This window comes from Methylobacterium sp. B4 (genome assembly GCF_003201865.1).
Classification (GTDB): Bacteria; Pseudomonadota; Alphaproteobacteria; order Rhizobiales; family Beijerinckiaceae; genus Methylobacterium.
In genome coordinates this window covers 45194-56992 of sequence record NZ_QJJJ01000012.1, presented here as the reverse complement: position 1 = coordinate 56992, position 11799 = coordinate 45194, and the positions used below count along the sequence as shown (strand labels likewise).

Annotated in this window: 11 protein-coding genes; 7 read left to right on the top strand and 4 right to left on the bottom strand. The window is 68.8% G+C overall.

Annotated elements, in window-relative coordinates; genetic code table 11:
- Positions 1 to 80: 80 nt before the first annotated feature.
- The 4 genes from BY998_RS15540 to BY998_RS15525 all read left to right on the top strand — a co-directional run bounded on the left by BY998_RS15540 (position 81) and on the right by BY998_RS15525 (position 5141).
- Complete coding sequence (locus tag BY998_RS15540) at positions 81 to 2138, top strand: carbon starvation CstA family protein (protein ID WP_110352516.1); 2058 nt, start codon at positions 81 to 83, stop codon at positions 2136 to 2138.
- 9 nt (positions 2139 to 2147) lie between these two features.
- Positions 2148 to 2381, top strand: coding sequence for a YbdD/YjiX family protein (locus BY998_RS15535; RefSeq protein WP_110352515.1), 234 nt, complete (start codon positions 2148 to 2150; stop codon positions 2379 to 2381).
- A gap of 340 nt (positions 2382 to 2721) precedes the next feature.
- Positions 2722 to 4011 carry a YjgN family protein gene (locus tag BY998_RS15530; protein ID WP_110352514.1) on the top strand — a complete coding sequence of 430 codons (1290 nt, stop codon included), beginning with the start codon at positions 2722 to 2724 and terminating at the stop codon, positions 4009 to 4011.
- A gap of 8 nt (positions 4012 to 4019) precedes the next feature.
- Complete coding sequence (locus BY998_RS15525) at positions 4020 to 5141, top strand: M48 family metallopeptidase (RefSeq protein ID WP_110352513.1); 1122 nt, start codon at positions 4020 to 4022, stop codon at positions 5139 to 5141.
- A gap of 196 nt (positions 5142 to 5337) precedes the next feature.
- On the opposite strand, the gene BY998_RS15520 is transcribed toward BY998_RS15525, so the two are convergent.
- Together BY998_RS15520 and ndk are read right to left on the bottom strand one after the other, a co-directional pair.
- Positions 5338 to 5721: a hypothetical protein gene (locus tag BY998_RS15520; protein WP_110352512.1), complete on the bottom strand. Its 384-nt coding sequence runs from the start codon at positions 5719 to 5721 to the stop codon at positions 5338 to 5340.
- Between the two features lie 146 nt (positions 5722 to 5867).
- The gene (gene ndk, locus BY998_RS15515; RefSeq protein ID WP_110352511.1) at positions 5868 to 6290 is read right to left on the bottom strand and encodes a nucleoside-diphosphate kinase; all 423 of its coding nucleotides are present in this window, start codon (positions 6288 to 6290) and stop codon (positions 5868 to 5870) included.
- Positions 6291 to 6605: 315 nt separating this feature from the next.
- Here ndk and BY998_RS15510 point away from each other — a divergent pair, with 315 nt between their 5' ends.
- Together BY998_RS15510 and BY998_RS15505 are read left to right on the top strand one after the other, a co-directional pair.
- Positions 6606 to 7148, top strand: a complete 543-nt coding sequence (locus tag BY998_RS15510; RefSeq protein WP_110352510.1) for a DUF2147 domain-containing protein — start codon at positions 6606 to 6608, stop codon at positions 7146 to 7148.
- Between the two features lie 305 nt (positions 7149 to 7453).
- Positions 7454 to 9559: a carbohydrate porin gene (locus tag BY998_RS15505; RefSeq protein ID WP_110352509.1), complete on the top strand. Its 2106-nt coding sequence runs from the start codon at positions 7454 to 7456 to the stop codon at positions 9557 to 9559.
- 60 nt (positions 9560 to 9619) lie between these two features.
- On the opposite strand, the gene BY998_RS15500 is transcribed toward BY998_RS15505, so the two are convergent.
- Together BY998_RS15500 and bluB are read right to left on the bottom strand one after the other, a co-directional pair.
- Positions 9620 to 10135: a L,D-transpeptidase gene (locus tag BY998_RS15500; protein ID WP_110352508.1), complete on the bottom strand. Its 516-nt coding sequence runs from the start codon at positions 10133 to 10135 to the stop codon at positions 9620 to 9622.
- A 173-nt stretch (positions 10136 to 10308) separates the two neighbouring features.
- The gene (gene bluB, locus BY998_RS15495; RefSeq protein ID WP_110352507.1) at positions 10309 to 10977 is read right to left on the bottom strand and encodes a 5,6-dimethylbenzimidazole synthase; all 669 of its coding nucleotides are present in this window, start codon (positions 10975 to 10977) and stop codon (positions 10309 to 10311) included.
- Positions 10978 to 11414: 437 nt separating this feature from the next.
- Between bluB and BY998_RS15490 the strand changes: the two genes are divergently transcribed.
- Positions 11415 to 11798: a DUF2794 domain-containing protein gene (locus tag BY998_RS15490; protein ID WP_110352589.1), complete on the top strand. Its 384-nt coding sequence runs from the start codon at positions 11415 to 11417 to the stop codon at positions 11796 to 11798.
- Position 11799 lies beyond the last annotated feature (1 nt).

Here is an 11799-nt window from a genome sequence, read left to right as displayed (position 1 = left end):
TCGCCGGAAAAATTGCGCCAAACAGATCCGCGAAAGCCGCCTGCATCAAGAATGCGGCTGATTACGGAGCGAGGCGTCGCATGGGCGCATTACAAAAACACGGGCCCTGGGCCCTGGTCGGGGCGTTGGGGGCCGCTGCGCTGGCGGTCGTCGCCACGGAACGCGGCGAATCGATCAACGCGTTGTGGGTCGTCGTAGCCGCGGTCTGCGTCTACCTGATCGGCTACCGCTACTACTCCCTCTATATCTCAAACAACGTCATGCGCCTCGATCCGAAGCGCGAGACCCCCGCCCACCGTCACAATGACGGCCTCGACTACGTTCCCACCAACAAGACCGTTCTGTTCGGCCACCACTTCGCCGCCATCGCCGGCGCGGGCCCGCTCGTCGGTCCTGTGCTCGCCGCGCAGATGGGCTACCTGCCCGGCATGCTCTGGATCCTGGCGGGCGTCGTGCTCGCGGGCGCGGTGCAGGACTTCATGATCCTGTTCATCTCGATGCGCCGCGACGGGCGCTCGCTCGGTGAGCTGATCCGGGCCGAGCTCGGCGTGATCCCCGGCGTGATCGCGCTGTTCGGCACCTTCATGATCATGGTGATCCTGCTCGCCGTTCTGGCGATGATCGTGGTCAAGGCGCTGGCCGAGAGCCCCTGGGGCACCTTCACGGTGGCGGCCACGATCCCGATCGCGATCCTGATGGGCCTCTACGCGCGCTACATCCGGCCGGGCAAGATCGGCGAGGTCTCGATCATCGGCTTCGTCCTGCTCATGGCCGCGATCCTCGGCGGCGGTCAGATCAACGAGCACCCGACCTGGGGTCCGGCCTTCACCTTCACCGGTACCCAGCTGACCTGGATGCTGATCGGCTACGGCTTCGTCGCCGCGATCCTGCCCGTGTGGCTGCTGCTGGCCCCGCGCGACTACCTCTCGACCTTCCTCAAGATCGGCACCATCGTCGGCCTCGCGCTCGGCATCGTCGTCGTCGCTCCGCACATGCAGATGCCGGCCACCACGAAGTTCGTCGACGGCACCGGCCCGGTCTGGGCAGGCTCGCTCTTCCCGTTCCTGTTCATCACCATCGCCTGCGGTGCGGTCTCGGGCTTCCACGCGCTGATCTCGTCGGGCACGACGCCGAAGCTCGTCGACAACGAGATGGACACCCGCTTCATCGGCTACGGCGGCATGCTGATGGAGAGCTTCGTCGCGATCATGGCGCTGGTCGCCGCGAGCGTGATCGATCCGGGCATCTACTTCACCATGAACTCGCCCGGCGCCCTGCTCGGCACCTCGCCGGAAACGGCGGCGGCGGCCGTGACCAAACTCGGCTTCCCGATCGGCGCGGACGTGATCGCCCAGACCGCGAAGGACGTGGGCGAGCACTCGATCATCTCGCGTACCGGCGGCGCCCCGACGCTGGCGGTCGGCATGGCCCACATCATCTCTTCGGCCATCGGCGGCAAGGCGATGATGGCCTTCTGGTACCACTTCGCCATCCTGTTCGAGGCGCTCTTCATCCTCACCGCGGTGGATGCGGGCACGCGCGCCGGCCGCTTCATGCTGCAGGATCTGCTCGGCCTGATCTCACCGACCTTCAAGGACACGTCGTCCTGGGGACCGAGCGTGGTGGCGACCGCCCTCTGCGTGGGAGCCTGGGGCTACTTCCTCTACCAGGGCGTCACGGACCCCCTTGGCGGCATCTACACCCTGTGGCCCTTGTTCGGCATCTCGAACCAGATGCTCGCGGCGGTGGCGCTGACGCTCGCGACGGTGGTGATCTTCAAGATGAAGCGCGAGCGCTACGCCTTCATCACGATCATCCCGACGGTCTGGCTCTGCATCTGCACCCTGACCGCCGGCTGGCAGAAGATCTTCTCGCCCGACCCGAAGATCGGCTTCCTCAGCCATGCCGACCGCTTCTCGGCGGCGATCGCCGAGGGCAAGGTGCTCGGGCCGGCCAAGAGCATGGACGACATGCACAAGATCGTCTTCAACGACCGCATCGATGCGGCGCTCGCCGTGTTCTTCGTCGGCCTCGTGATCGCGATCGTGGTGTTCGGCGTGATGGCCTGCGTGAAGGCCTACCGCGCCGACCGCTGGACCGCTCTCGAAGCCGACCCGAAGCTCGCACCCGCAGAGTAAGGTTGCCTCATGTCGAGCACTGCAGCGCCGTCGCTCAACTTTCGTGATCGCCTCCGGGCCTTCAACAAGTGCGTCTGCGACGGCGCGCGTCTGATGGTGGGTCAGGGCGATTACGGCACCTATGTCGCCCACATCCAGAAGACCCATCCAGACCAGGCGCCGATGACGGAGCGTGAGTTCTTTCGCAATCGCGAGAACGCCCGCTTCGGGGTCGGCAACACATCGGGCTTCCGCTGCTGCTGAGGCGGCTTTCAGCAAGACGGACAAACGAGCGGGCCTTGGCCCGCTCGTTTCGTTTCAGGCCCTGATATCCCTGTCTGGCGCGAGCCCAGCCGACTCAGGGCGTGGGTCCGTCCTCCAACCGACGGGTTCGGTATGATCGGCTGGGCCAGTCCGGATCATGTCCAAGCCGTGCCAGCGCGAGACATGGCGGGCCCCGTCGTTTTCACGTGAAATTAAGCCTATCACCGCGCCGCCCCTATCCACCGGCAGGAAGCCCGCGAGCGACTGTCAGAGGCAGCGGCGATTGCACTGCAACCAGACAGGGTTCTAGTCTCCTCCCGCGTCGGAGGGGACCCCAAGCATGAATCAGTACGAAGCTGTGCCGAGCCCGGCTCCGGCGCAAACCGGTGTGATCGCCTTCGATCGACGGGCGCACGGGCTGACGGGCATCGTCGTCAAAGGCTTCCTGCTCTCGCTGGTCACCTTCTCGATCTACCGGTTCTGGTACATCACCAACCTGCGGCGCTTCTTCTGGAGTCGAACGCTCGTGGCCGGCAGTCCGGCCGAGTATCTCGGAACCGGCAAGGAGTTGTTCCTCGGCTTCCTGGTGGCGCTCGCCATCCTGGTGCCAATCTACTTCATCCTCTTCCTGCTCAGCTTCACCAGCCCGGTTCTGGCCGCGCTCGCAGCACCGATCTCCTTTCTTTTCCTGTTCGTGCTCGGGCAGTACGCTCTGTTCCGCGGCCGCCGCTACCGCGCCTCGCGCACCCGCTGGCGCGGCATCCGGCTGGCGCAGGACGGATCGGGGCTCGCCTATGCCGGCCGGGCCAGCCTGTGGTGGCTCGCCACCCTCGTCACCTTCGGCCTCACCTTTCCCTTTCAGCGCGCCTCGCTGGAGCGTTACCGCATCAACCACACGCTCGTCGGCCAGAGCCGGATGCACTCGACCGCCACCGGGCGCTCGATCCTGCTGCCTTGGCTGACGCTCTACGCCGTCGGGCTACTGCCGATCCTGATTAGCGTTCTGGCTCTGCTGGCCGCGAACGGCTTCGACCTGCCCGTCGACCTGATGATCGACGATCCCACCGGCCGCGAGAGCAAGCTGATCTTCAATCCGGCCTACGCGGACACGCCGCTCGCGCTCTACAGCGGCATCGTCGCGGCGGTCGCGAGCGTGTCGATCCCGCTGGCGCTGATCCTGTTCCCTTATTACCGCGCCCGTGAAACCCGCGCCTTCATGCGCGCGGCGCATCTGGGCGAGGCGCGTCTGACCTCGTCGCTGCGGGCTCGCCAGTTCTACTGGCCCTACATCCTCTACATGCTGGTGGTCGTCGGCTTCGTCATCGTGATCGGCATCATCTTCGCCATCCTGGTTCCGCTGCTCGCGACCGAGAACCCGAACGCCGGCGTGCAGACCTTCTTCGTGGTTTCGATCGTGCTGCTCTATCTCGGCGCCATGCTCGGCGCGGCCGTGCTCTATGTCCGCGCCATCACGGTTCGGCTGTGGCACGCGGTGGCGAGCACGACGCAGATCGAGAACCTGCCGGCGCTGGAAGCCGTGCTGGCCTCGGCGCGTCCGCCGGGCAGCGGTCTCAACGAGGGGCTCGCCGATGCGCTCGACGTGGGCGGCGCCCTCGAGATCGGACTCTAGGCCGGGCGATGGAAGCGCGATCCACGGCTGGAACCTTCTTCGACGGACTCAGCGCCCGGCCGCATCCGGTCACCCTGCGGCTGACGCATCGGCTGGAGATCGTCGGCGGCGACGTGCGCCGCGACTGGAGCCTGCTCGATCTGCGCCGGTCCGAAGCGGCTCCGCCGCTGACCCGGATCCTCCACGCGCCCGGGCCGGAAAGCGTGGAGTTCGCGGATGCCGACTTCGCGGAGGTGCTCGACACACGCTGCCCGGATCTCGGCCGGACAGAGCGCCAGGGCGGACTTACCCGCCTCGTGCTCTGGTCGATCGCCGCCGGCATCTCCGTCCTGCTCACGGCCATCTACGGCGTGCCGGCCGCCTCCGGCGTGATTGCGCCTCTCGTGCCGCAATCGGTCGAGGCCCGCTTGGCCAAGGGCGTGGACGGGCAGATCGTCGGCCTGCTCGGCAATCCGCCGCGCTGCGAGGTGCCGGAGGCGCGCGCCGTGCTCGACCGGCTGACGGCGCGGCTCACCGAGGGCATGGCGCTGCCGGCGATCCCGCAGGTGAGCGTGCGCCGCCACGCCATCGCCAACGCGCTCGCCCTGCCGGGCGGCCGGGTGATCCTGCTCTCCGACATCCTGGACAAGGCGAAGAACGGGGACGAACTCGCCGGCATCCTCGCCCACGAGTTCGGCCACGTCGCCGCCCGCGATCCGATGCGGGCGGTCATCACCGCGGGCGGCACCTCGTTTCTGCTGAGTCTCGTGCTGGGTGATCTCACGGGCTCGACCGTGCTCGTGGCGGTCGGTCAGGCGGCGATCTCGGCGGGCTATTCGCGTGAGGCGGAGCGGGCGGCGGACGCCTTTGCCGTGGCGGCGGTCGGTCGGGCCGGCGGGGATGGGCGGGCGCTCGCCGCGATCCTGGAGCGCATCACCGATTCCGACGACGAGAAGCCGGGAGCGACGTCGTTCCTGCGCTCCCATCCCTTCACGGCCGAGCGGGCGGCGCGGATCCGGGCGCTGGCGGGCGAGATGCCGGCCGGCCCCGGCATCCTGTCCGAGGCGGAGTGGCAGGTGCTGAAAAAGATCTGTCCGCCGAAGCCGAAGCCTGCGGAGGGAAAGGCGCCGGCGCCAGTGGAGAAGCTGTGAGCGCACCCCCGTCACCGCCAGGCCTCGGCCCGGCGGCGACGCAGATCATGGCAGTCTGGTCGAAGGCTTCGGCCCCTTCCGCGTCACTGCGAGCGGAGCGAAGCAGTCCAGGGCGCGACGATGCCGGCTAGGCTTGCGCTCAGGATCGCCTCGGCTTCGCCGCGCGCTGATGAGACGAGGTCGGTCGGACGCCGTTTCAGACCACCGGGCGCGGCAGCTTGCAGCTGTCCAGCGCGCTCAGCGCCTTGGCGCGGGCGCTGTCGTTGAAGTAGCCGGTGGCGCGGTAGGAGGCGACCTCGTCCCGGTCGAGGGCGGACAGGGTGCGCTCGGCGTAGCAGCCGCACGGCGCGGCGAGCGCCGTCTCTTCGACCTTCTGCAGCTTGGCCTGGGTGACCGTGCAGGCGTGGCGGACGCGGCCGGTGAGGTTGCTCTTGGAGGCGGTCTTCAGCGCCGGATCGGGCACGAAGCCGTCGAGCGAGCTGTACTGCGCGGTGCTGCCGGCGGAGTTGCAGGCGGCCAGCAGGGAAACGAGGCCGGCCGCGGCGAGCAGGCGGCCGCTGCGCGAAAACGTGAGGCGCATGGAAGCGGGATCCGAGAGTGACGGGAAATCGTCGAGGGACCCTGTTTCCGGTGGCAAGGCCCTGCGCCGCTAGGGCAGCAGAGTCACACCGGGCCGGAATGCGCGTCGCCGGCCCCGGCCGAAGCCGGAACCGGCAAGCGTTCCGCTTACGCGGCGATGTCGCCGTCGGTGAAGAACTGCGCGATCTCGATCTTGGCGTTCTCGGCGCTGTCGGAGCCGTGAACCGTGTTCTCGCCGACCGACTCCGCGAACTGCTTGCGGATCGTGCCCTCGGCGGCCTGGGCCGGGTTCGTCGCACCCATCACCTCACGGTACTTGGCCACGGCGTTCTCGCCCTCCAGCACCTGCACCACGACCGGACCCGAGGTCATGAACTCGACGAGCTCGCCGTAGAACGGGCGCTCCTTGTGCACCTCGTAGAACTTCTCGGCCTGCTGCCGGGTCATCTGGATGCGGCGCTGGCCGACGATGCGCAGGCCGGCGGCCTCGATCACGGCGTTGACGGCGCCGGTGATGTTGCGGCGGGTCGCGTCGGGCTTGAGGATGGAGAAGGTGCGCTCGAGGGCCATGGGTCCGGTCCGATGTCGTTGGAGAAAGGGGTCGCGCGACGCGCTGAGAATGGCGGGTTCGACCCTACCGGGGAGGCCGTCGGCGCGCCGGGCTTATAGCCGTGGAGCCGGGCCCCCTCAACCGACGCCGGGGAACACCGGGAGCCGGATGAAGAGCGTGGCGTTTTTCGGCTCCGCCATGGCTTCTACGCAACACCGCCGAAAAATCGCCCGATTGCAGGGGCGTATTCGAGCGACGTTCCGCCGCCCCGGCCCGCCGGGACGGCCCCTCCGCAAGCCCTCGCCCGTCACCGGGTCCAGCCTCAGGAGCCTTCCATGCGTCTCGCCCTCGCCTGCGCCGCCCTTCTGGTTTCCAGCGCCGCCATCGCTGCACCGAAGGATCTTTCCGGAACCTGGCTCACCGGGGACGGCCGCGCCAAGATCCGCATCGACCGCTGCGGTCCGGCCGGCGGCAATGCCTGCGGCAAGGTGGTGTGGCTCAAGTCGCCGACCGATGATTCCGGCACGCCGCGCACCGACCTGAAGAACCCCGATCCGAAGAAGCGCGCCCGCCCGGTCATGGGCCTGACGCTGCTCGACAACCTCAAGCCCGACGACGCTGGTTTCGCGGGCGACATCTACAATGCCGACGAGGGCAAGATCTATCAGGTCACCCTGGAGCGCGAGAGCGAGAGCGAGCTGGCCGTGCAGGGCTGCATGCTCAAGGTGCTGTGCGGCTCGCAGACCTGGACCCGGGTGCCGGACGTGAACCAGCAGGCCGCGGCGGCGCCGGTCGAAGCGCCGGCCAAGCCGGCCCCGAAAGCCGCCGCCAAGGTTTCGGCTAAGGAGGCTCCGGCCAAGGTCGCTCCGGCGCAGTAAGCGCCGGCACGCAGCAAAAAGGGCGCGCCGTTGCCGGACGCGCCCTGAAGTCTGTGCCGAACCTGATGGGGGTCCAAGCCCCGCTGAAGTAGGGCCACGCCGGCCCGCGGCAACGGGGTTCGGCACCGCTTTCCCCACCCCACGCACGCCACCGTCATCCTCCTGTCGGGGTGACGGGTTCAACGTCACCGCCGTGGCGCCCGCGCAACCGTGACGAAGCCTCTTGCTTCGGCGCGATGCGGGCGCATTGCGGCGGCGTCGGCATCTGCTAGTCCGCTGAATGGTGGCGGCAGGGGGCTGGCGCGGTGCTCATCAAGCGGGCGGGACGGAGCGGGCATCGGTGCGCGGCCGCGGCAGGTCTCGCCGCACTTCTCGGCGTTCAGGCCGGAGCCGCCCTCGCCGCGGATCTCGCACCGGCGCGCCCCCGCTTCCTCGATTGGTCGGGGGGCTATGCCGGGGTACAGGGCAGTGCCGGCGCCTCGTTCGGCAATTACGATTTCGGCCCCACCACGATCGGCACCCGCCGGGTGCCCGCCGTCTCGACCGGCGACGCCACCGGTAGCCGGGATCTCGGCAGCGACGCCACCACGGTGGTCGGCGGCGCCTTCGCCGGCTGGACCTGGCAGGACGGCGCTCTCGTCTACGGAATCGAGGCCGATCTCGTCGGCTCGAACCTCAAGCGCGGCGCCCGCTCCGACGCGCTCGGCTTCGGCTACGAGGCGCTCGACCCGCCCTTCGCCCTGATCCGCGAGAAGACGGACCTGTTCGGCGCCGCCCGCGGACGGTTCGGCTACGCCTTCGGCAACAATCTGATCTACGCGACATTCGGGCTTGCCGGGGCCAACGGGCGTGTGCTCGCGACCTATCCCGATCTCGCTGGCGGTCCGACGGCGACCGCGTCCCGCACCCTGTCCTATCTCGGCTTCACCCTGGGCGCGGGCGTGCAGTTCGCGGTCGACCCTCATCTCTCGCTCGGAATCGACTACCGCTACAGCGATCTCGGCGAGAGCGGCCGCTTCGGCCTGGGTGCCGTGCCGGGGGCCGATGGCGGCGCGGTGACGACTCGGACCGGCTTCGTCTCGAACCAGATGATGGCTCGGCTGATCTGGCACCCGGAGTCGCTGGCCCTGGTGCCGGACGACGAGGACGAGCCGGTCAAGGACGCGCGCTTCTCGCTGCACGGCCAGACCACCTTCGTGAACCAGGGCGTGACCGGCTTCCGCTCGCCCTATCGCGGTCCTCAGAGCCTCGTGCCGGACCAAGCGCAGGCGACGACCACGGCGACGCTCTTCCTCGGCCTGAAGCTCTTCGAGAACACCGAGCTCTACTACAACCCGGAATTCAGCCAGGGCTTCGGACTCTCGCGGACTTTGGGCGTCGCCGGCTTCGTCAACGGCGAGGCGCAGAAGGCGGGCGCGCCCTTCCCGAAGCTGCGCTCCAACCGCTACTTCCTGCGCCAGACCTTCGGCCTGGGCGGCGAGACCGAGGAAGTGCCCGACGGCCCGAACTCCATCGCCGGAACCCGCGACGTCGAGCGCATCACCGTCATCGCCGGCAAGTTCGCGCTCGGCGACTTCTTCGATGGCAACATCTACGCCCACGACCCGCGGGTCGACTTCATGAACTGGGGCATATGGGCCTCGGCGGCCTGGGACTTCCCGGCCAACCTTCCGGGCTTCACGCAAGGATTGATGGTCGAGTACAACCGCGCGGAATTCGCGATCCGCGCCGCCTACACGCAGGTGCCCAAGGAGCCCTCCTCGGACGTGCTCGACCCGCGCATCTTCGAGCGGGCCGGCGCCGTGGTCGAGTTCGAGGGACGCTACGCCCTCCCCGTGCTGGAACAGCCGGGCAAGCTAAGGCTCGGCCTGTTCTCGAATGTCGGCAACACCGCCGATTTCCGGCAGGTCGTGGCGCTGACCCAGACCGGCGCCTTCGCCGACATCAACACCGCCGTCGCGGCGAGCCGGGAGCCCCGGCGCAAGAGCGGCGTCTACGTCAATCTGGAGCAGGCGCTCACCCCCGATCTCGGCCTGTTTGCCCGGGCAAGCGTCAATGACGGGCGCAACGAGAGCCTGTCCTTCACCGATATCGACGGCTCGGTCTCGGGCGGCCTGTCGCTCAAGGGCACGGCCTGGGGCCGGCCGCAAGACACGATCGGCCTCGGCGCCGCGGCCAATCGCATCTCGTCCTCCCACCGCGACTACTTCGCCAACGGAGGCCTGGGCCTGCTGATCGGCGATGGGCGCCTGACCTACGCGCCCGAGCGGGCGGTCGAGGTCTACTACGCGCTGAACCTGACGAAGGCGGTGACGATGACCTTCGACTACCAGCACGTCGAGAACCCGGCCTACAACCGCGACCGCGGCCCGGCAGACTTCATCGGGACGCGTCTGCACACGGACTTTTGAGACATCCCCGTCATCGCGCCCGTCATCGCGAGGCGACGACGCGATGACGAGGACCGCCCCTCAGCGGGTGACGTAGACCTGCGTGCCGACCGGGACGCGCTCGAACAGGTCCGCGATGTCCTGATTGTACATGCGGATGCAGCCGTACGAGGCGAAGGTGCCGATCGAGTTCGGCCGGTTGGTGCCGTGGATGGCGTACTCGCCGCCGCGCAGGGTCATCGCCGCCACGCCCATCGGGTTGCTTGGCGAGCCGCCGCGGATGAGGTTCGGCAAACGGGGGTTGTCGCGCTTCACCTCCGCCGGGGGCGACCAGTCGGGCTGGTAGTACTTGCCGTCGATCTGCGTCGCGCCGCTCCACTGCTTGCCCGGCCGTCCGACCGCGACGGGATAGCGGATCGCCGTGCCGTCGCCGTTGACGAGGTAGAGCCGGCGCTCGCCGGTGCGCACCACGATGCTGCCCGGCCCGATGCCTTCCGCGAAGGGGACGATCTCCCGCGCCTGTGCGGCGCCCGCCGCGCACAGCACCGCCGTGAGCGCGCCCGCGAGACGCACCCTGTACTTCCCTATTCCGAACATCGAAGATCGCCTTTCCAAGCTGAAGCGCAACTGACGAAGACGATCCAACGTTCCAGCTTTCCGCTCTGCTTTACGCAGGGCGGAATTCGCGCGTCATGCACGGCCTGTTCGCGGCAAGGCGAATCTTGCCCTCGGGATTTCCGGAAAAGTTTAAGTAACAGGCGGGCGCCGCCTCAGCGCTCGTGCAGACGGGCGGCGTCCGGACGGCGCTCCTGCCAGCCGTGGCGGACGAGTTCCGGGTCGGCGTGCTCCTCGACCGGCAGGCCGACGCAGAGGTAGGCCACGAGCTCCCAGGTCTCCGGCACGTCGAGCAGCGCCGTTACCGTCGCCGGCTCCAGGATCGAGACCCAGCCGACGCCGATCCCGTGGGCGCGGGCCGCCAGCCAGAAGGCGTGGACGCAGGCCGCCACGGAGTAGCGCAGCATCTCCGGCATGGTCGCCCGGCCGAGGCCGTGGCCGGTCTCGGTGCCGGCATCGCAGAACACGGCTAGGTGGATCGGCGCCTCGCGCAGGCCCGCGAGCTTGAGCCGGGCGTAGAGCGTGCGACGCTCGTCCTCATAGGTCTCGCAGGCGGCGCGGTTGCAGCGCTCGAAGCTCTCGGCCACGGCCGCGCGCCGACCGGCGTCCGAGACCCGCACGAAGCGCCAGGGCTGGCTGTTGCCGACGGAGGGCGCCAGCGCCGCCAGATCCAGGCAGTTGCGCAGGACGGCTTCGTCGAGCGGATCGGTGCGGAAGCGGCGCACGTCCCGGCGCCAGGCGAGCAGGTCGGCCAGACGCCCGCGAAAGGCGTCGTCGAAGACGGGTGGCTCGCTTTCGCGCGCGGGAGGGGCGGGCTCGGACATTGCCGCCGCTTGTCGCGCCGTCGGGCGCGGCTGCCAAGCGGCATCAGGGGGTGCCGCCGGGCTTCGAGACGAAAAAAGGGCGGCGCTCCGAAGAGGCCGCCTGAAGTCCTTGGGTCTCGAAACCTCCGGATGTCGGACCGATCGGGTCCACGGCACCGCCCGAGGGCTGGGGAGCTCGGGTTTCGGGCGCCGCCGCGGTAACCGGGCCGACGAGGTTTCAAGCCACAGTACAAGCCTTTCGCCGTGACCTTGGCAAGGCGAGATCGCGGCGAGACCGTGATGTTTGCCACCTCACCGTGCGGGGACGCACATCGGCGGACAGGCCGCCCGCGGCCGCCGCCGGCTTGGATGGCCGGCGAAGCACCTTGCGGGCGCCCGCCCACGAGCCCATCATCTCCCTCACGCCGCCGGGTGACGGCACCGATACGGGAGCGACGATGAGCGAAGGACAGAGCGTCGATCAGCGCTCACGCGAGCGGGATGCTCAAGCGCCGCCGCAGGTGATCCCGTTCCCGCCCTCCTCCGCGCCGCAGGTCGCCTTCCAGCGCGACGAGCTGCGGACCATCTTCAACCTCTACGGCCGGCGCATCGCCGAGGGCGAGTGGCGCGACTATGCCCTCGACTTCCGCCGCGACAAGGCCGTGTTCTCGATCTACCGCCGCGCCTCGGAGATGCCGCTCTACCGGATCGAGAAGGATCCCAAGCTCGCCAACCGCCAGGGCGCCTACGCGGTGATCGCGGCAAGCGGACTCGTGATGAAGCGCGGCAACGACCTCGCCCGCGTGATCGGCGTTCTGGAGAAGCCGTTGCGCGCGGTGTGAT

Coding starts and splice junctions, on each gene's coding strand:
- BY998_RS15520 (WP_110352512.1), bottom strand. CDS start 5,721: ATGCGCCTCACGTTTTCGCGCAGCGGCCGCCTGCTCGCCGCGGCCGGC.
- ndk (WP_110352511.1), bottom strand. CDS start 6,290: ATGGCCCTCGAGCGCACCTTCTCCATCCTCAAGCCCGACGCGACCCGC.
- BY998_RS15510 (WP_110352510.1), top strand. CDS start 6,606: ATGCGTCTCGCCCTCGCCTGCGCCGCCCTTCTGGTTTCCAGCGCCGCC.
- bluB (WP_110352507.1), bottom strand. CDS start 10,977: ATGTCCGAGCCCGCCCCTCCCGCGCGCGAAAGCGAGCCACCCGTCTTC.
- BY998_RS15525 (WP_110352513.1), top strand. CDS start 4,020: ATGGAAGCGCGATCCACGGCTGGAACCTTCTTCGACGGACTCAGCGCC.
- BY998_RS15500 (WP_110352508.1), bottom strand. CDS start 10,135: ATGTTCGGAATAGGGAAGTACAGGGTGCGTCTCGCGGGCGCGCTCACG.
- BY998_RS15490 (WP_110352589.1), top strand. CDS start 11,415: ATGAGCGAAGGACAGAGCGTCGATCAGCGCTCACGCGAGCGGGATGCT.
- BY998_RS15530 (WP_110352514.1), top strand. CDS start 2,722: ATGAATCAGTACGAAGCTGTGCCGAGCCCGGCTCCGGCGCAAACCGGT.
- BY998_RS15535 (WP_110352515.1), top strand. CDS start 2,148: ATGTCGAGCACTGCAGCGCCGTCGCTCAACTTTCGTGATCGCCTCCGG.
- BY998_RS15540 (WP_110352516.1), top strand. CDS start 81: ATGGGCGCATTACAAAAACACGGGCCCTGGGCCCTGGTCGGGGCGTTG.